The 16787-nt window shown below is 66.7% G+C and carries 19 protein-coding genes; 5 read left to right on the top strand and 14 right to left on the bottom strand.

Features of this window, described 5'->3' with window-relative positions; translation table 11 throughout:
* Nucleotides 1-34 precede the first annotated feature (34 nt).
* From I1A62_RS21320 to styD, 3 genes are all read right to left on the bottom strand, one after another.
* Complete coding sequence (locus tag I1A62_RS21320) at nt 35-355, bottom strand: multidrug efflux SMR transporter (protein ID WP_206009000.1); 321 nt, start codon at nt 353-355, stop codon at nt 35-37.
* 103 nt (nt 356-458) lie between these two features.
* A complete protein-coding gene (locus tag I1A62_RS21315; RefSeq protein ID WP_009475608.1) occupies nt 459-1574 on the bottom strand; it encodes an NDMA-dependent alcohol dehydrogenase in 1116 nt (371 codons plus the stop codon).
* A gap of 40 nt (nt 1575-1614) precedes the next feature.
* Nucleotides 1615-3102, bottom strand: a complete 1488-nt coding sequence (gene styD / locus I1A62_RS21310; RefSeq protein ID WP_219459685.1) for a phenylacetaldehyde dehydrogenase StyD — start codon at nt 3100-3102, stop codon at nt 1615-1617.
* Between the two features lie 171 nt (nt 3103-3273).
* Between styD and I1A62_RS21305 the strand changes: the two genes are divergently transcribed.
* The 3 genes from I1A62_RS21305 to I1A62_RS21295 all read left to right on the top strand — a co-directional run bounded on the left by I1A62_RS21305 (nt 3274) and on the right by I1A62_RS21295 (nt 6609).
* Nucleotides 3274-3939 (top strand): XRE family transcriptional regulator, encoded by a 666-nt coding sequence (locus tag I1A62_RS21305; protein WP_012689757.1) that lies wholly within the window; start codon nt 3274-3276, stop codon nt 3937-3939.
* Nucleotides 3940-4299: 360 nt separating this feature from the next.
* The gene (locus I1A62_RS21300; RefSeq protein ID WP_257890956.1) at nt 4300-5784 is read left to right on the top strand and encodes an acetyl-CoA hydrolase/transferase family protein; all 1485 of its coding nucleotides are present in this window, start codon (nt 4300-4302) and stop codon (nt 5782-5784) included.
* 237 nt (nt 5785-6021) lie between these two features.
* Nucleotides 6022-6609 (top strand): transcriptional regulator, encoded by a 588-nt coding sequence (locus I1A62_RS21295; RefSeq protein ID WP_124393994.1) that lies wholly within the window; start codon nt 6022-6024, stop codon nt 6607-6609.
* A 69-nt stretch (nt 6610-6678) separates the two neighbouring features.
* Here I1A62_RS21295 and I1A62_RS21290 read toward each other — a convergent pair whose 3' ends face one another.
* On the bottom strand, nt 6679-8034 hold the full coding sequence (locus tag I1A62_RS21290) for an ammonium transporter (RefSeq protein WP_219459683.1): 1356 nt from the start codon (nt 8032-8034) through the stop codon (nt 6679-6681).
* Nucleotides 8035-8215: 181 nt separating this feature from the next.
* Between I1A62_RS21290 and I1A62_RS21285 the strand changes: the two genes are divergently transcribed.
* Entirely contained in the window at nt 8216-8764 is a 549-nt protein-coding gene (locus tag I1A62_RS21285) for a HutD family protein (RefSeq protein WP_219459682.1), read from the top strand.
* A gap of 295 nt (nt 8765-9059) precedes the next feature.
* On the opposite strand, the gene I1A62_RS21280 is transcribed toward I1A62_RS21285, so the two are convergent.
* From I1A62_RS21280 to I1A62_RS21260, 6 genes are all read right to left on the bottom strand, one after another.
* The gene (locus tag I1A62_RS21280; RefSeq protein WP_219459681.1) at nt 9060-9314 is read right to left on the bottom strand and encodes a hypothetical protein; all 255 of its coding nucleotides are present in this window, start codon (nt 9312-9314) and stop codon (nt 9060-9062) included.
* 151 nt (nt 9315-9465) lie between these two features.
* Entirely contained in the window at nt 9466-9600 is a 135-nt protein-coding gene (locus tag I1A62_RS46430; RefSeq protein ID WP_257890856.1) for a hypothetical protein, read from the bottom strand.
* 201 nt (nt 9601-9801) lie between these two features.
* Entirely contained in the window at nt 9802-10155 is a 354-nt protein-coding gene (locus I1A62_RS21275; protein WP_219459680.1) for a hypothetical protein, read from the bottom strand.
* A gap of 259 nt (nt 10156-10414) precedes the next feature.
* Nucleotides 10415-10561, bottom strand: coding sequence for a hypothetical protein (locus I1A62_RS21270; protein ID WP_192581986.1), 147 nt, complete (start codon nt 10559-10561; stop codon nt 10415-10417).
* A 178-nt stretch (nt 10562-10739) separates the two neighbouring features.
* Entirely contained in the window at nt 10740-11234 is a 495-nt protein-coding gene (locus I1A62_RS21265; RefSeq protein ID WP_124393990.1) for a hypothetical protein, read from the bottom strand.
* 129 nt (nt 11235-11363) lie between these two features.
* Nucleotides 11364-12908 carry an MDR family MFS transporter gene (locus I1A62_RS21260; protein WP_124393989.1) on the bottom strand — a complete coding sequence of 515 codons (1545 nt, stop codon included), beginning with the start codon at nt 12906-12908 and terminating at the stop codon, nt 11364-11366.
* 137 nt (nt 12909-13045) lie between these two features.
* On the opposite strand from I1A62_RS21260, the gene I1A62_RS21255 reads away from it, so the two are divergent.
* The gene (locus I1A62_RS21255) at nt 13046-13645 is read left to right on the top strand and encodes a TetR/AcrR family transcriptional regulator (RefSeq protein ID WP_219459679.1); all 600 of its coding nucleotides are present in this window, start codon (nt 13046-13048) and stop codon (nt 13643-13645) included.
* A 77-nt stretch (nt 13646-13722) separates the two neighbouring features.
* On the opposite strand, the gene I1A62_RS21250 is transcribed toward I1A62_RS21255, so the two are convergent.
* Genes I1A62_RS21250 through I1A62_RS21235 form a run of 4 tightly spaced genes read right to left on the bottom strand, consistent with a single transcriptional unit; the run spans nt 13723 to nt 16785 of the window.
* Nucleotides 13723-14298 carry a TetR/AcrR family transcriptional regulator gene (locus tag I1A62_RS21250; protein ID WP_219459678.1) on the bottom strand — a complete coding sequence of 192 codons (576 nt, stop codon included), beginning with the start codon at nt 14296-14298 and terminating at the stop codon, nt 13723-13725.
* Nucleotides 14295-15284: a DUF3445 domain-containing protein gene (locus tag I1A62_RS21245; RefSeq protein ID WP_124393986.1), complete on the bottom strand. Its 990-nt coding sequence runs from the start codon at nt 15282-15284 to the stop codon at nt 14295-14297. Before I1A62_RS21245 ends, I1A62_RS21250 begins: the two co-directional genes overlap by 4 nt.
* Nucleotides 15281-16258, bottom strand: a complete 978-nt coding sequence (locus tag I1A62_RS21240) for a PDR/VanB family oxidoreductase (protein WP_124393985.1) — start codon at nt 16256-16258, stop codon at nt 15281-15283. The genes I1A62_RS21245 and I1A62_RS21240 overlap by 4 nt, the downstream gene beginning before the upstream one ends.
* On the bottom strand, nt 16255-16785 hold the full coding sequence (locus I1A62_RS21235; protein WP_219459677.1) for a dimethylamine monooxygenase subunit DmmA family protein: 531 nt from the start codon (nt 16783-16785) through the stop codon (nt 16255-16257). Before I1A62_RS21235 ends, I1A62_RS21240 begins: the two co-directional genes overlap by 4 nt.
* Nucleotides 16786-16787: the final 2 nt, after the last annotated feature.

Below are 16787 nucleotides of genomic sequence, written 5' to 3'. Positions count from 1 at the left end.
ACCTGCCCCACCAGCGATCATGCGACCCACGGTATCAATGAGCTCCGCCGAGATTGAGCACGACCACTCCGGAGACGACGAGACCCAGTCCGAAGATCTTCGTCGCGGTCAGCGGTTCACCGAGGAATGCGGCCCCGATCGCGACGATCGCCGCCGTCCCGAGCCCCGACCACAGGGCGTAGGCGATCCCGACCGGCACCGTCTTGACCGCCTGCGACAGGAACAGGAACGCGACGACGTACCCGGCCAGGCACCCGACCGTCGGCCACAGCCGGGTGAAGCCCTCGGTGGACTTCAGCAGGCTCGTGCCGAACACCTCGGCGGCGATCGCGGCGAGCAGGAACACGTACGGCATGGCACTCCATCACGAATCAACGGACATATCGGGCGTCCGTGACAGAGAACCACGCCGGGGGCGGTGGCGCGCACGCCGCCCCACCGCTCCCGGGTGCGAGCACCTACGAGTACATGATGACGCCGCGGACGTTCTCGGCCTTCCGCATCGCCTCGTAGCCGTCGTTGATCTGATCGAGTGTGTATGTCCTCGTGATCATCTCGTCCAGCTTCAGCTGACCCTCCATGTACAGGCGGAGCAGATGCGGGATGTCGAACCGGATGTTCGCGTTCCCGAACCACGCGCCCTTGAGGGTCTTGCGCATCGCCGTCAGATCGAACAGGTTCAGATCGACGTCGTTCTGGGTGACGTCGCCGACCGACACGTGGACGCACGTGCCCCCCTTCGCCACGAGGCTCATCGCCGGAGCGATGATGCGGCCACTCGCATTCGCGACGGTGATGAGCACCTTGTCGGCGAGTTGGCCCCACGTCAGGTCCTGGAGGAGGGGGAGTGCCTCGTCGATGCTCGCCGCGGTGTGGGTCGCGCCGAAAATCTTGGCCTGTTCCCGCTTGAACTCCGAGGGGTCGACGACCACGACGTGCCGGGCGCCGGCGAGCGCGGCGCCCTGAACCGCCCCGCACCCGACGCCGCCCATGCCGATCACCACGACGGTCTCACCGGCCTGGACGCCGGCGGCGTACACCGACGACCCCCAGCCGGTCGTGACACCGCAGCCGACCAGCGCCGCCTTGTCGAGCGGGATGTCCTTCGTGATCTTGACGCAGGACGCCTCGTTGACCACCGTGTACGGCGAGAACGTCCCGATCAGGCACTGGATGGCAGCGTCCTTGCCGCGAACGTGATGCCGCGCCGTGCCGTCCGAGATCTGCCACCCCTCGAGCAGGTGGGCACCGAGGTCGCAGATGCTGGACTGTCCGGTCGCGCACTGCCGGCACCGCCCGCACGCGGGGATGAATCCGAGTGCGACGTGATCGCCCTTCTCGACGCTGGTGACGCCCGGTCCGACCTCGAGCACCACACCGGCGCCCTCGTGCCCACCGATGAACGGGTAGTACTCGAGCGGCAGACTGCCGTCCCGGACGTGTTCGTCCGAATGACACATCCCCGACGCCGCCAACTGCAGCAGCACCTCCCCGTGCTTCGGCGGGTCGAGTTCCAGTTCTTCGATCTGCCACGGCTGACCGGGCTCCCACAACACAGCGGCCTGGGTCTTCATGTGTCCTGCTCCTGTCCGACGACGTCGATGCTGTACGGGATCAGAGAATGATGGTGACGACCTTCTCCTCGGTGTTGGCTTCGATTCCGGCCCAGCCGAGTTCGCGGCCGGTGCCGCTGGTCTTCATGCCGCCCCAGGGCAGGGCGGGATCGATGGGTGCCCAGCCGTTCACCGCGACAGCTCCGGCGCGGACCTTGCCGGCGAGGATGTGGGCGTGGGACACGTCGCGCGTCCAGATCGAGGCGGCGAGCCCGTAGTCGGTGGCGTTGGCGATCGCGATCGCCTCGTCGGTGGTGTCGAACGCGATGACGGTGCCCACGGGGCCGAAGATCTCCTCCCGCGCGATCTTCATGTCGTTGTTCGCGTCCGCGAAGATGGTCGGCTGGACGAAGAACCCGTCCCCGTCCGGGCGGCCACCGCCGGCGGCGACCCGGGCGCCCTCGCTGCGTCCGGCCGCGATGTAGTCGAGGACGGTGTCGCGCTGCTTCGCGTTGACCAGGGCGCCCATCGTGGTGGCTGGGTCGAACGGGTCGCCGAGGACCTGCGCGGACGCGGCGGCGGCGAGACCGTCGACGACCTGCGAGTACAGCGACCGGTGCACCAGGATGCGGGTGCCCGCGGCGCAGACCTCGCCCTGGTTGAAGAACAGTCCCATGGCGGTGCCGCCCACGGCGGCCTCGAGGTCGGCGTCCGGGAGGATGATCTGCGGGGACTTGCCGCCCAGTTCGAGGGTGGTGCGCTTGAACGTGTCCGCGGCGCGCTTGGCGATGATCCGGCCGACGCGGGGGCTGCCGGTGAAGCTGATCTTGTCGACGCCGGGGTGGGCGGCGAGTGCGTCGCCGGCGATCTCGCCGAGGCCGGGCACGATGTTGACGGTGCCTGCGGGCAGTCCGGCCTCCTCGAGCAGCGTCGCCAGGTGCAGGATCGACAGCGGTGCGTCCTCCGGCGGCTTCACCACCAGGGTGTTCCCGGCGGCCAGGGCGGGGGCGATCTTCCACGCCGAGATCATCAGCGGGGTGTTCCACGGGACGATCGCGCCGATCACACCGACCGGTTCACGGACGGTGTACGAGTGGGTGGGCTGACCGAAGTAGCCGGCGGTCGGGATGGACTGGCCGGTGATCTTGTCGGCCCAGCCGGCGAAGTGCCGGAACGTGCCCGCGGCCATCGGGATGTCGAGCATCGTGGGCTGGCCGACGGGCTTGCCGACGTCGAGGGCCTCGAGCCGCGCGAGGATCTCGGCGTCGCGCTCGATGAGATCGGCGACCTTGTTCAGGATCCGTCCGCGGGCGGCGCCGGGCAGTGATCCCCATTCACCGTTCAGCTGCGACCGCGCCGCGGCGACGGCGTCGTCGATGTCCTGCCCGGTTCCGGCGGCCACGTCGACGAGGGGGCGGCCGGTGGCCGGGTTCAGGTCCGTGAACGTTCCGCCGTCCGAGGCCGGACGCCACTGCCCGCCGATGAACAGCTGCGTGGCGGTTCCATCAGGAAGCCCTGTGGCACTGACGTTCTCGTGTACTGCGGTCATGGCGTCAACTCTCCCGGTGGTGTTGTGATGGCTGTCACAAGCATGCGGGCGAGGGGGCGGCGTCGTCTTGCACGCACGCGCATGGTTGTTGCTCGTATGCGCACCGATTCACCATCCGGGGCCACTGAGTCGCGGTTTCCTGACAGTAAACAGCGCTGTTACGATGCGGACGTGACGACTCGACCCGAGACCGAGGTTCACCGCGACACGGGAGACCCCGCGCCCGTCGAGCGGGAGGTGCCGTCCGACACGCCGACCGGGCCCGATCTGGAGAAGGTGATCGCCCGGCAGGTCCGGGCGCTCCGCAAGGCCAGCGGCCTGTCCGTCGGCGACATGGCGGCCAAGGTCGGGATCTCGAAGGCGATGCTGTCGAAGATCGAGAACTCGCAGACCTCGTGCAGTCTGTCGACGCTGGCGCGTCTCGCCGCCGGACTCGACGTGCCCGTGACCTCCCTGTTCCGGGGCGCCGACACCGCCCGCGACGCCGTGTACGTCGAGGCGGGCCACGGCGCGGTCATCGTCGGGCGCGGCACCCGGGTGGGGCACCACTACGAACTTCTCGGCGCCCTGCGCGGGCAGCACAAGCGACTCGAACCGGTGCTGGTCACGCTCACCGACGCCAGCGAGACGTTTCCGCTGTTCCAGCACGCGGGCACCGAACTGCTGTACATGCTCGAAGGCGTCATGGTCTACGGACACGGCGAGGCCGAGTACACGCTGCGGCCGGGCGACTCGCTGCTCCTCGACGGCGAAGGCCTGCACGGTCCCAACGACCTCGTGCGGTTGCCCATCCGGTTCCTCGCCGTCACCGCGTACCCGGACCATCACGAGGAGTAACGACCAGAACGGCGGCCTGCGCTGCTGCTTGTGACCGAGCGTCGGAAATAAGGGGAGGATCGTTGTGCTCCCCGCTCGCGGCACCGAGAGGCGTGGTGGTGACGAGGATCACGCGTCGGCGAGACTTCGAGCGCTATTTCGACGGGCGTGCCGACTCTGCCGACGAGCGGCGCGCCGCTCGCGACGAACGGTAGTGGGTCGCCGTCGCCGGCGCGTTACCCCTATGACCTGGCGAACATCCCCCCTTTTCGGGGTGTCCGCATCACATCCCGCGCTCCTACACTGGCCGCCGTGAACATCCAGATCAGTGCCCCCGCGTCGCAGTCGAGCCGGATTCGAAACTCGGTATTCCTGCAGAAGATGACTGTGGCGGAGGAGGCGGTGAAGGTCATCGGTCACGGTGACACCGTCGCGGTGAGCGGCTTCGCCAGTGCGGGCACACCGAAGGCGATCATCCCGGCACTGGTCGGCCGAATTCACGCTGCCCGCGCGGCAGGCTCGAACTTCACCATCGACCTGCTGACCGGGGCGTCCGTCTCGACCGAGACAGAGCGAATGCTTGCCGAGGTCGACGGAATCGCGCTGCGGATGCCCTACCAAGCGGAATCCACGGCTCGGCAGAAGATCAATGCGGGGCGGATGGACTACGTCGACATACATCTGTCGCACGTGGCGCAGCAGGTGTGGGAGGGCTATTACGGCCCGGTGGACGTCGCCGTCGTCGAGGTCGCCGGCATCACCGAGACCGGCGAATTGATTCCGTCCGCGTCCGTCGGAAACAACAAGACCTGGCTCGATGTCGCGGAGAAGGTCATTCTCGAGGTCAACTCGTGGGTCCCGGACGCGATGGACGGCATTCACGACATCTACTACGGCACCGCACTGCCCCCGCACCGCCGGCCGATCGAGCTCACCGACGTCGAGGACCGTATCGGTCAGCCCCACTACCGGGTGGACCCGGGCAAGGTGATCGCGGTCGTGGAGACGAACGCGCCCGACAGCGCCAGCCCGCTGACGGCCCCCGACGCGGTCAGCGAGGCGATCGCGGCCCACGTGCTGGAGTTCTTCGACCACGAGGTCCGGCGCGGACGCCTCCCCGAGAACACGTTGCTGCCGCTGCAAGCCGGCATCGGGAACGTCGCCAACGCCGTTCTCGGTGGTCTCGACCGGGGCCCGTATCGGGGATTGACCTGCTATTCCGAGGTGATCCAGGACGGCATGCTGCATCTGATCAAACACGGCACCGTCCGGTTCGCGTCGGCAACGGCGCTGGCGCTCTCGGAGGCCGGGATCGCCGAGCTGACGTCCAACATCGACTTCTACCGCGAACACATCCGCCTCCGCCCGCAGGAGATCAGCAACCACCCCGAGGTGGTACGTCGGTTGGGGATCATCGCGATGAACGGGATGTTGGAGGCCGACATCTACGGAAACGTCAATTCGACGCACGTGATGGGGACCAAGATCATGAACGGCATCGGCGGGTCGGGGGACTTTGCGCGCAACGGCTATCTGTCGATGTTCCTGAGCCCGTCCACGGCGAAGAACGGGGCGATCTCGTCGATCGTCCCAATGGCCCCGCACGTCGATCACACCGAGCACGACACCCAGGTAGTGGTGACCGAGCAGGGCCTGGCCGACTTGCGGGGGTTGTCGCCACGTCGCCGGTCCAGGGTGATCATCGAGCGCTGCGCGCATCCCGAATTCCGGCCGCTGCTCACCGACTACGTCGAGCGGGCGCAGGCCGCTCCGGGGGCCGCAGGCCATACTCCGCATCTGCTCGGGGAGGCATTCTCGTTCCATCAGCGGTACCTCGCGACCGGCACCATGCGAGCCTTTCACTGAAAACGAGGTGACTGCCGAGGGTGCGGACAGGTGACCTGGCGGAGCAGCGCCTCGGGGATCTCCGTCCCGGGATCCGACGACCCGTACCTGTCCGCGTGGCGGCTGGGGCGCCGCGTCCGGATTGTCGGGTAGGGCGCTTACCCGGACCATCACGAGAAATGACCCGCACGATTTCGTCCTTCCTCCACGCCGTGTGCCGGGCGTAGAGTGGCGAGTGGTCGAAAGGTCGTGGTAGCAATGTTGGCGACAGTTCAGATAGCGTCCGGCGGAAAAGCGGCGCTGCCCTTCGATCCCGCCGAGCCGGTCAGCCTGGCCACCGCGGGGGCGATCGGTCTCTACTATTTCGATTACGGCACCGATGCGCGGATGAATGCGGATGATCACGGCGACTTCTACGTCGTTCAGATCCCTTTGTCGGGCACGGCCCGAATTACCTGCGGTGCAGAAGAATTCGACTCGACCATGACGGTCGCGTCGATTTTGTCGCCGGGACGCCCCGCCACCATGGAGTGGCACGAAGGGCATTCTCAGTTGATCGTCCGACTGGCGCGCCGCACCCTCGAGGAGCACTTGCAGGAAATTCTCGGGAGTCCGCTCGAGCAACCGCTGCGATTCGAGCCGCAGATGGAACTCGGTAGCCCTGCTGTGTGCAGGTGGCGTGAGGCGGTCGAACTGCTCGAACACGAAGTCGCGAATCATGCAGCAATCACTGGTGATTCGGCCGCGATGGAGGAATTCGATCGAATCGTGCTGACCCAGTTCCTGTCCGCCCAGCCGAACAACTACAGCGACCGGCTTCGGAGTCTGGCTCAGAGCCTGACATAGTCGGCGACGCAGCAGGGCCCTGCCCGCGGAATGCTGCGGACAGGGCCCGGTTTGCGTTGGGGCGCTGGATCAGGCCTTCGCGGCGTCTCCCACCGCTTCGGCGGTGATGGCTTCCGCGCCGAGCACCGCGTCCGCGCCGTGCTTGGATGCGCCGGTGAGGCCGACGGCGTCGAGCACGTATGCCGTCTCGCCGTGGACGGACACGTCGAGGCCGTCGTATTCGCTGTCCTGGTCGGCTCGGATGCCCATGAACTTCTTCAGTGCCAGGACGATCACCAGGGTGACGACGAAGCAGTAGGCGAGAACGGCTGCCACGGCGACGCATTGGCGCCACAGCACGTCGAAGCCGCCGCCGTACAAGAGTCCCGCCGCGCCGTTTGGTGCGGCCGGATCCGCGAGGAACCCGATGAGGACGGTGCCGAGGATGCCACCGACCAGGTGCACACCGACGACGTCGAGCGCGTCGTCGTAGCCGAGCCGGTACTTCCAGGAGACCGCGAAGCAGCAGACCGCACCGGCCGCGGCGCCGACCGCCAGCGCGCCGAGGGGCGAGACGGCGCCGCAGGCGGGCGTGATCGCGACCAGGGCGGCGATCAGTCCGGATGCCGCGCCGAGCGACGTGGCCCGGCCTTCTCGCAGCTTCTCGACGGCCAGCCACGCGCAGATACCTGCGCACGCGGCGGCGACCGTGTTGAGGATGACGACCGACGCGCTGTTACCGGCGGACAGCGCCGAGCCGCCGTTGAACCCGAACCAGCCGAACAGCAGGATGCCGGCGCCGAGCATCGTCAGGGGAAGGCTGTGCGGGCGCGGCGAGACGGGGAACGTCTTGCGGGTCCCGAGAACCAGGACGACGGCGAGGGCGGCGATGCCGGCGTTGATGTGCACCGCCGTGCCGCCGGCGAAGTCGATGGCGCCGAGGGTGTTGGCGATCCATCCGCCGATCACCGATCCGTCCGCCGAGTCGAACGCGAACACCCAGTGAGCGACGGGGAAGTAGACGAACGTCGCCCACAGTCCGGCGAACAACATCCATGCGCCGAACTTCATCCGGTCGGCCAGCGCACCCGAGATGAGCGCCACGGTGATAGCGGCGAACAGCAACTGGAATCCGGAGACCAGCGCGGGTGGAAGTCCCGGTTCGGCGGGGGCCTCCAGAAGCGAACTGGAGCCGAAGAACTCGAGTGGGTCGCCCAGGAGGCCGAGGCCGCCGAGGGAATTGCCGAGCACGGCCGAGTAGCCGAACACGATCCACAGCACTCCGACGACGGCGAACGCGCCGAACGTCATCATGGCCATGTTGAGCGTGTTGCGCACGCTGACCATCCCGCCGTAGAACATGGCCAGGCCCGGCACCATCAGGCTCACCGCCGTGAAGGCCGCCAGAATCCAGGCGGTGTCGGCCGCAGCGACTGCTTCGTTCATAGTCGTCCACCTTGATCGAAGATGGCGAGACACGCGCAGTGTCCGCCGATGGGAATCAATGTCTATCGACAGTGAACCAAAGCTGAGATTGCAGAAATAGTGCGTTGCGTGACGAATATGTTAAGGATAGGTCTGAGAAACAAAGTATCTTGATAGTGGACAATTCTGGTGAGGGGGAACGGTGGCAGCAGCTCGCGAGGCACGCATCATCCGTCGCGCGGATCGTCGCGTCACGCCGTGGGCCAACGGTGCAGGGACGACCGCGGAGATCGCCGCCGGAGCCGCGTCCCGGTGGCGGTTCAGCGTCGCGATGCTCGACGGGAGTTCGACGTTCTCGCCGTTCCCCGAGGTGGACCGCATCTTCACGGTGATCGGCGACCATCCGGTGTCCCTCGACTTCGGCAATGCCCCGATGGTGATCCCGCGCCTCAGCCCGACCCCCTTCGCCGGCGAGGACGGCCCTGCCTGTGTGGCGGCCGGGGCGACCGAGGCGTTCAACGTCATGGTCCACCGGTCCACGACCGCCGCCTCGGTGGACATCGTCGAGATCGGAACGGCGCACGAGATAGCCGCCCACGGGCGGGTCGCCGTCCTCCTCCTGGTCCTGAGCGGAGGCCTCACGACGGACCTCGGGCCGCTCGAACCCGGCGACTGCCTCCTCGTCGAACAGGGGTCCGTCCACCTGTCGGGCCCGGCGTCGGTCGTGTTCGCCCAGATCCTCCCCAGGTGAGCGCCAAAGCGTGCCGGGGCACATTTTGGCACTCACCTGGGGCATGACCTCGCGGTCGATCCGCACCGTCAACGCGTCGGGTGATGCGCGGTGCATCACCGAGGGTCGCGGCCAGATGGGAGCGGCTCCAATCCGAAATCGTCGTGCACTCTCTCACTCGGTTCGATGGGAAATGGTTGCACCGAGGGGTTGTGGCGGCGGTGATGCGCGGTGCATCACCACGGAATTTGGTGATGCACCGTGCATCACCACTCCGGTCTCTTTCGCAGATTGTCGTTTTCGCGCTGAGTGTTGATCAGATCGTCGAGGCCAGGGTCGCGTTGTAGTGCGCGAGCATCCGCTCGACGAGTGTCAGGCCGATCGTGCTCTGGAGTGGCACGGAATCATCGCTGTTGACGGTGAGAGCGGGATGGGCGGTCCGGGTGGGATTCTCGCCCAGATCCTCCCTAGGTGAGCGCCAAAGCGTGGCGGGGCACATTTTGGCACTCACCTGGGGCATGACCTCGCGGTCGATCCGCACCGTCAACGCGTCGGGTGATGCACGGTGCATCACTTGTGGATGCCGGTGATGCACGGTGCATTACCGAGGGTCGTGGCCAGATGAGAGCGGCTCCAATCCGGAATCGTCGTGCACTCTCTCACTCGGTTCGATGGGAAATGGTTGCACCGAGGGGTTGTGGCGTCGGGTGATGCACCGTGCATCACCACTCCGGTCTCTTTCGCAGATTGTCGTTTTCGCGCTGAGTGTTGATCAGATCGTCGAGGCCAGGGTCGCGTTGTAGTTGCGCGAGCATCCGCTCGACGAGTGCCAGGCCGATCGTGCTCTGGAGTGGCACGGAATCATCGTTGTTGACGGTGAGAGCGGGATGGGCGGTCCGGGTGGGATTCTCGCCCAGATCCTCCCTAGGTGAGCGCCAAAGCGTGGCGGGGCACATTTTGGCACTCACCTGGGGGATTCACCTCGCGGTCGATCCGCACCGTCAACGCGTCGGGTGATGCACGGTGCATCACCACGGAATTTGGCGATGCACCGTGCATCACCACTCCGGTCTCTTTCGCAGATTGTCGTTTTCGCGCTGAGTGTTGATCAGATCGTCGAGGCCAGGGTCGCGTTGTAGTTGCGCGAGCATCCGCTCGACGAGTGCCAGGCCGATCGTGCTCTGGAGTGGCACGGAATCATTGCTGTTGACGGTGAGAGCAGGATGGACGGTGTGGGTGGGATCGGTGGTGAGCATCCAGGCGAACCTGCCCTCGTTGTGCCTACAGCGGTACACCAGTCCGTCGGCCGACGGTGCCGCGGCGAACAGTGCGTGCGCCCAGGTTCGGGTGTTCGCGCCCGGATCCTCCCTAGATGAGCGGCAAAGCGTGCCGGGGCACTCTTTGGCACTCACCTGGGTGATTCACCTCGCGGTCGATCCGCACCGTCAACGCGTCGGGTGATGCACGGTGCATCACTTGTGGATGCCGGTGATGCACGGTGCATCACCGACGGTCGTGGCCAGATGAGAGCGGTTCCAATCTGGAATCGTCGTGCATTCTCATCCACTTCGATGTGACATGGCTGCATTAAGGGGTTGTGGCGGTGGTGATGCACGGTGCATCACCACTCCGGTCTCTTTCGCAGATTGTCGTTTTCGCGCTGAGTGTCGGTCAGACCGTCGAGGCCAGCGTCGAGTTGTAGTGCGCGAGCATCCGCTCGACGAGCACCAGGCCGATCGTGCTCGGGAGTGGCACGGAATCATCACTATTGACCGTGAGAGCGGAATGGACGGTGTGGGTGGGATCGGTGGTGAGCATCCGGGCGAACCTGTGGCGAACAGTGCGTGCGCCCAGGTTCGGGTGTTCGCGCCCGGATCCTCCCTAGGTGAGCGACGAAGCGTGCCGGGGCACACTTTGGCACTCACCTGGGGGATTCACTTCGCGGTCGATCCGCACCGTCAATGCGTCGGGTGATGCACCGTGCATCACCACCGGTTCAGTCCGCCAGCAGGTCGTGGGCGATGGCGCGGATCCGATCGTCCTGCCCGCCCTCCGCAGCGAGGTTGGCGGGCGATTGCCCGTCCGGGAGCCACCCGGATGGGCTGAGCCACCAGGAACTCACTCCCCAGGGGTCGTGCTTGGCGTTCAGGAGCTGGTTGATCTCCGCGACGACAGGCCGGACCTTCGCGGTCGCCGAGTCGAATTGGAAGCTGGGGTAGAGGTAGCGGCCGCCGATCTCGTAGCCGACGATGTCTCCGCGTTCGCGTAACCGGCTGGCGGGGCTGCGTCGGTTGCTGTCGCGGGAACGCAGGACATCGGCGATATCACTCGCTTCGAGATGCGGACGCTCGAAGATCGCCTGTCGTGCCGTGGTCTCGATCCGGGCCCGCGCGATCGACTCCGTCATCGTGTGCGCGGGCACCGCCGAGGCGATGGAGGCACCGTCGGGCAGGGCACGGAGTTCCGCGCCCGGGTCATGGTCGATGCCCATGCTCGTCTCCCTGCGTGCGACGGTAACAGCAGCATACGTCGTTGTCGCTTCTGTGCTTTCGTCTCGTCCATCTCAAACCCATAGCTCGAGAGCATGACTTCAGCCGCCCAAGATTTCGGCGGCCGGCGGTCAGTGTCCGATGCTGTCGGCGGGCTCGGCGACGTCGTCCGGGGTGAGGGTCTCCCGGAGCGGTACTTCCTTGATGAGCCAGGCGAGGACGAACGCGGCGGCGGCGATGACGGCCCCCCACAGAAAGATCGCGTGGGTGCCGTTGACAACGGCTTGTTTGAACACGATCTGCACGGCCTCGGGAAGTTGATGCAAGGCTGCCGGGGTCATCCCGGATGCGCTGGGCGTTCCCTGCCCGCCGGTGTCGCCCAGCGACGACGTGAGCTGGTTGGCGTAGATCGCACCGAGCAGGGCGACTCCGATCGATCCGCCCATGTTGCGGGCGAAGGTGGCGGTGCCGGTCGCGGTGCCCATGTCTCGGATCGGCACGCTGTTCTGCGCGATCAGGTTCGTCGTCTGCATCAGGCAGCCCATTCCGACGCCGAGCGCCACCATGTAGAGACCGGTCTGCGCGACCGAGGTGTTCGCGTCCATGGTGGAGAACAGCCACAGGCCCACCACCAGCATGGCGGCGCCGACGATCGGGATCGCCTTGTAGCGCCCGGTCTTGGTGATGAGCAGGCCGCCGGCGAGTGAGACGACCATGGCCGAGATCATCATCGGCATCAGCAGCAGCCCGCTGTTGGTGGCGGATTGGCCCTGAACGAACTGCTGGAACTGCGGCAGGAAGGTGACTCCACCGAACATGGCGAACCCGACCACGAATCCGAGGGCGCTGGCCACGGAGAAGTTTCTGTTGGAGAACAGTTGCAGGGGGATGATCGGCTCCGCGGCCCGGCGTTCGACGATCAGGAACAGGGCAAAACCGGCGATGGCCACGACCGCGAGTCCGATGATCTGCCACGAGCCCCACGCGTACTGGCTGCCACCCCAGGTGACCGTGAGGACCAGCGCGGTGATCCACACGCTGAGCACGCTCGCGCCCAGCCAGTCGATGGACAGTTGGGCGGCCTTCTTCGTGACCTCGCCCGGCAGGGTCAGGGTGGCCCACACCACGACCAACGACAGCAGCCCCAGGGGGAGGTTGACGTAGAACACCCACCGCCAGGACAGGTTGTCGGTGATGAAACCGCCGATCAACGGTCCGCCGATCATCGCCGCCGGCATCACGGCCATCATGATGCCCTGGTACTTGCCGCGTTCACGGGGGGAGACCATCAGCCCGATCACCGACATGATGCCCACCATCAGACCGCCCGCGCCGAGCCCCTGGATGGCCCGGAACAGGATCAACTGGAGCATGTCCTGGCTCATCCCGCACAACGCGGACCCGATCAGGAAGATCGTGATCGAGGACATGAACGTCGCCTTGTGGCCGAACAGGTCGCCGAGCTTGCCCCAGATCGGGGTGGCCACCGTCGAGGCGAGGATGTAGCCGGTCACCACCCAGGAGAGGTGGTCCAGCCCGCCCAGGTCGCCGACGATGGTCGGCAGGGCCGGGGAGACGATCATGTTGTCGAGCATCGCCAGAAGCATCGCGATGACCAGTCCGCTCATGGCGGTGATGATCTGACGCGGCGTCAGCGCAGCGGTTGCCTCGGGCATGTCGATGGCCTTCCGGATCACGTGTGTGCGGTCGAGTACCCTGAACCCGGGTCACTAACCGATCGGTAAGTCACGCTACTCACTAACCGATCGGTCAGCAACCCTGGTCCGATCCGGGAACGCGAGAGGAGGTCACTGTGAATGCACCGGAGGATTCCAGCCGGACCGGCACCCGTGAGCGGATCCCTGCCGTCGCATTGAAGTTGTTCGCGGAGAAGGGCTACGACGCGACCTCGATGCGCGAGATCGCCGAGCAGCTGAACATGACCAAAGCGGCGCTGTACTACCACTTCGACAGCAAGGAAGACATCGTCCGGGTCCTGGTGGCCGGCCTGCTCGAGCAGATCGTCGAACTCGTCGACTGGGCCCGCACGCAACAGCGCGGCCCGGACCTGCGGATGGAAGTGCTCTCACGATGGCACGACATCATGCAGGCGCGCGGCCTGGCACTGTTCCGCTTCGCGGTCGCCAACAACCGGGTGTTCAAGGAAGCCGGCCCGGACAAGCTCAGCATGACCCGGCACCTCGCCGACCTCTACGACATCCTCACCCCCACCGACGCGACGGTGGAAGATCGACTACGCATCCGGCTCGCCCTGATGTCGATGAACATGGCCGGCATCGCCGCGAACACCATCGACGCCAGTGACGACGAAATCCTGTCCGCGGCCCGCAAGATCGCATCCGAACTGATGCCCCGCGACCTCGACCACGACAGCGGCGTCGACGGACGATGACGGACGGGGTTCTCGCCCAGCTCCCCAGGTGAGTGGCAAAGCGTGCCGGGGCACACTTTGCCACTCACCTGCGGGAGTCACCGCGCCGTCGACAGAATCCGGCGCAGGCGCTCGATGGCGCGCTCGGTGGCGGGGCGATCCTTCGCGATGAGTTGGTGCATGATGAAGCCCTCGATCGCCGAGTACACCAGCAGGGTCAGATCTTCGTCGGCGATGATGCCCAGGCGGGTCAGGGCCTGGGACGTCGCCTCGATGTACGTCGCGTAGAGCAGCTTCACGTGTGGGTCGAGACGCGGTGTCCGTCTCGATTCGAGCATCAGTTCGTACTGGAAGACCTGCAGGTCGGGGTCGCGGGCGACGAGGTCCGTGAGGTGCTCGACGAAGTGGTCGAGTGACGACCCGTCGGCGATGTCGGCGAAGACGCTCGCGCTCTTGTCCAGCGCGTACCGGAGTGCGGCGTCGACGAGGGCGTCCGTCGACGCGAAACTCTGCCGGACTTCCGCTTCCGTGATGCCCGCCTCCGCGGCGACGGCCCGGACCGTCAGACCGCGCAGACCGTCGCGGGCGATCACGGAGACTGTCGCGAGGACCGTATCGAGTCCCGGATCGCCGGGGAGCGCCACAGTGCGCGGTCGCCGCTCGGTGAGCGTCACGGCTCGACGTTCCCGTGCGCGGCAAGCCATCTCATTCCGGGCTCGCGGGTGCGGCTGATGCCCTTGTATTCGGCCATGTCCACCGGAAGATCCTCGAGGACCTTGTACAGCCGTGCACCCCACTCCGGGACGGACGCGACGTCGCGGAGCGGGAGCAGGTAGGTGCGGATGAGGAACATGACGGCGCCGGAGTGCGCGAGCCGGATCAGATGCTGCACTTCGGTTCTCAGGAACAGTCGGTCGCCGACCTCGTCGAGCGGTCCGTCGGCGAGGGTGCGACGGTCCTTCCCCCACTCCGGATAGGTCTCGGTCGACGTGTCGAGTTTGCCGTCGACGGTCAGGGTCCAGTTGGTGCGCCGGTAGCTCTGGCCGGGTTCGAGCCGCATCAGGAAGTTGTGGGCGCGGGTGATGATCTTCTCGGTGTGGACCCGCGGGACGGGGCCGTGGATCTCGAGGAAGCTCATCCCGACGTCGAATCCGAAGGACCAGTCCGCCGCGAACGTCACCAGTCCGGCGTCGCCCCACAGTTGTCCCTCACGCTGGTCGAGCAGCACGACGTCTTCCTGGATCTGGCCGCAGATGTAGACAAGTGGCGGCGCCGGCAGCGTGGCGAGGTCGCCGAACACGAAGCTGTGCTCGATCCCGAGGAGGTCGTTCCGCCAGAACCAGCTGTCCCCGCGACGTTCGAGGGCCATGGTGTCTGGGTATTCGGCGGCGAGGGTGCGCATCAGAGTGAGCATCGCGTCCCATGCGGTCGGGACCATGTGAGGTAGAACTTGGTGGCGAGAGGGGTCGTCCGCGAGGATTCGTTCGCGCTCGGCGAGTTCCTCGTGGTACCGGGAATCGATCTCCAAGTGCGTGGTGCCCCAACGTCCCGCCACGGTCGTAGCGGTGTTCCCGGCGGGCTCGACGTTGGTGCTGTAGCGGTACTGGTCGCGAGGAAAGGGGAAGGGAAAACGCGCGATACGCGAGTCGGTCGAGGTCACAGTTCCAGCTCCAATCGGTCTCCTACGGCCCGTGACACGCACGGCATGATCGAATCTCCGGACGCCTTCTCCTCGTCGGTGAGGTACAGGTCGCGGTGCTCGACCTCGCCGCCGCGGACCGACAGCCGGCATTCGCCGCACACCCCCTGGCGGCACAGGTTCGGGACGGTGATTCCCTTGTCCAGCAGGGCTTCGAGAAGGCTGGTGCCCGAAGGGACGGGGAGGATCATCCCGGTGCGTCCGAGCTTGGCGGCGAACGGGTTTCCTTCGGGCAACGGGCCCGCGCCGAACGCCTCCGAGTGCACCCGGCCCGGCGGCCAGCCGCAGTCGCGGGCCCACTCGGCGACCGCGGCGATCATCGGCGCGGGTCCGCAGGTGTAGACGTGGGTGCCGAGTGGTTGATCGGCCAGTGTCGGGACGAGGCGCTCGGCGAGTTCCCCGGGGGTGGACACCGTGACGAGCCGGTCGCCGCACAGCGCCGCCAGTTCGTCGGCGTGCGCCCCCTGACGGTCGCGGAAGGAGTAGATCACCTCGAACGACCGACCCCACTCGAGGGCGGCCCGCACGTGCGACAGGATGGGGGTGACGCCGATCCCGCCCGCGACCAGGATGTGGTGCCGCGCGTTGAGGATCGGCGCGAACGCGCTGCGCGGACGGCTCACCCGGACCGTCTGCCCCGGCTGGAGGTCATGGACCCAGCGCGAACCGCCGTGGCCGTTCTCGTCGAGCCGGACCGAGATCGCATAGTGGTCCGGCTCGATCGACGGCCCCGTCAGCGAGTACGAGTTGTGCCTGCCCTCGGACCAATTCACCGCGATATGGCTGCCCGGGGTGAACGTCGGCAGGGCGCGGCCGCCCGGGTCCGCGAGGACGACGTGCCGGACACCCGGACAGAGTAGTCGGGCCCCGCTCACCGTCAGGGCAAGCGCGCCGGAAACATTATCGCCCGCAACCGTTTCGAGCACCATGGTCATGGCAGTTCCTCCGCGTCGGCTCGGTAACCCAGGTACGCGCTGTGGCGCCGGGAGAAGTGGTAGTAGACGGTCAGCTCTTCGGAACACCCTGTGCACGGCGTCTGCCCGCCCACGGTCACCGGGACGTTCGGCGACGTCGTGTGGCAGTGCGCGCAGTACACGTCGCGCACCCCGGTGTCCCCGTCGCTGATCACGGCGGCGATCTCCGCGGGCAGCGCGCCCGCGGAGATCAGGTGGGAGCGCACCGCCCCCACCGTCCGCTCGGAACCCGCCACCACGAATCGCCATCCGATGCGCGCTTCGGACAGCAGGTCGTCGAACCCGGATCCGTCGACGTTCTCGACGGCCAGCGTGCGAGTCGGTACCGGGGCGACCCGCTCGGACAGTTCGCGCAGCACCCGAGCGCCGACCGAACCGTCCGAGACGAGCACGTAGAAGGTGACGAGAGCGCCGGCCGCCAGGTCGTCGACGGCCGAGTAATCGGACCGCCACCGTGGGACGCTCGTCGACCTCATCGAGACGGCCATCG

The organism is Rhodococcus sp. USK10 (assembly GCF_019378875.1).
GTDB classification, from domain to species: domain Bacteria; phylum Actinomycetota; class Actinomycetes; order Mycobacteriales; family Mycobacteriaceae; genus Rhodococcus_F; species Rhodococcus_F pseudokoreensis.
The sequence above is the reverse complement of the archived record's forward strand: the minus strand, read 5'-3'. Positions and strand labels throughout refer to the sequence as shown.

Excerpts from the sequence above, each read along its gene's own strand:
- I1A62_RS21320 (WP_206009000.1), bottom strand. The coding sequence starts at position 355 with ATGCCGTACGTGTTCCTGCTCGCCGCGATCGCCGCCGAGGTGTTCGGC.
- I1A62_RS21235 (WP_219459677.1), bottom strand. The coding sequence starts at position 16,785 with ATGGCCGTCTCGATGAGGTCGACGAGCGTCCCACGGTGGCGGTCCGAT.
- I1A62_RS21280 (WP_219459681.1), bottom strand. The coding sequence starts at position 9,314 with ATGCACCGTGCATCACCCGACGCGTTGACGGTGCGGATCGACCGCGAG.
- I1A62_RS21290 (WP_219459683.1), bottom strand. The coding sequence starts at position 8,034 with ATGAACGAAGCAGTCGCTGCGGCCGACACCGCCTGGATTCTGGCGGCC.
- I1A62_RS21315 (WP_009475608.1), bottom strand. The coding sequence starts at position 1,574 with ATGAAGACCCAGGCCGCTGTGTTGTGGGAGCCCGGTCAGCCGTGGCAG.
- I1A62_RS21270 (WP_192581986.1), bottom strand. The coding sequence starts at position 10,561 with ATGCTCACCACCGATCCCACCCACACCGTCCATTCCGCTCTCACGGTC.
- I1A62_RS21240 (WP_124393985.1), bottom strand. The coding sequence starts at position 16,258 with ATGACCATGGTGCTCGAAACGGTTGCGGGCGATAATGTTTCCGGCGCG.
- I1A62_RS21265 (WP_124393990.1), bottom strand. The coding sequence starts at position 11,234 with ATGGGCATCGACCATGACCCGGGCGCGGAACTCCGTGCCCTGCCCGAC.
- I1A62_RS21295 (WP_124393994.1), top strand. The coding sequence starts at position 6,022 with ATGTTGGCGACAGTTCAGATAGCGTCCGGCGGAAAAGCGGCGCTGCCC.
- I1A62_RS21300 (WP_257890956.1), top strand. The coding sequence starts at position 4,300 with ATGACTGTGGCGGAGGAGGCGGTGAAGGTCATCGGTCACGGTGACACC.
- styD (WP_219459685.1), bottom strand. The coding sequence starts at position 3,102 with ATGACCGCAGTACACGAGAACGTCAGTGCCACAGGGCTTCCTGATGGA.
- I1A62_RS21260 (WP_124393989.1), bottom strand. The coding sequence starts at position 12,908 with ATGCCCGAGGCAACCGCTGCGCTGACGCCGCGTCAGATCATCACCGCC.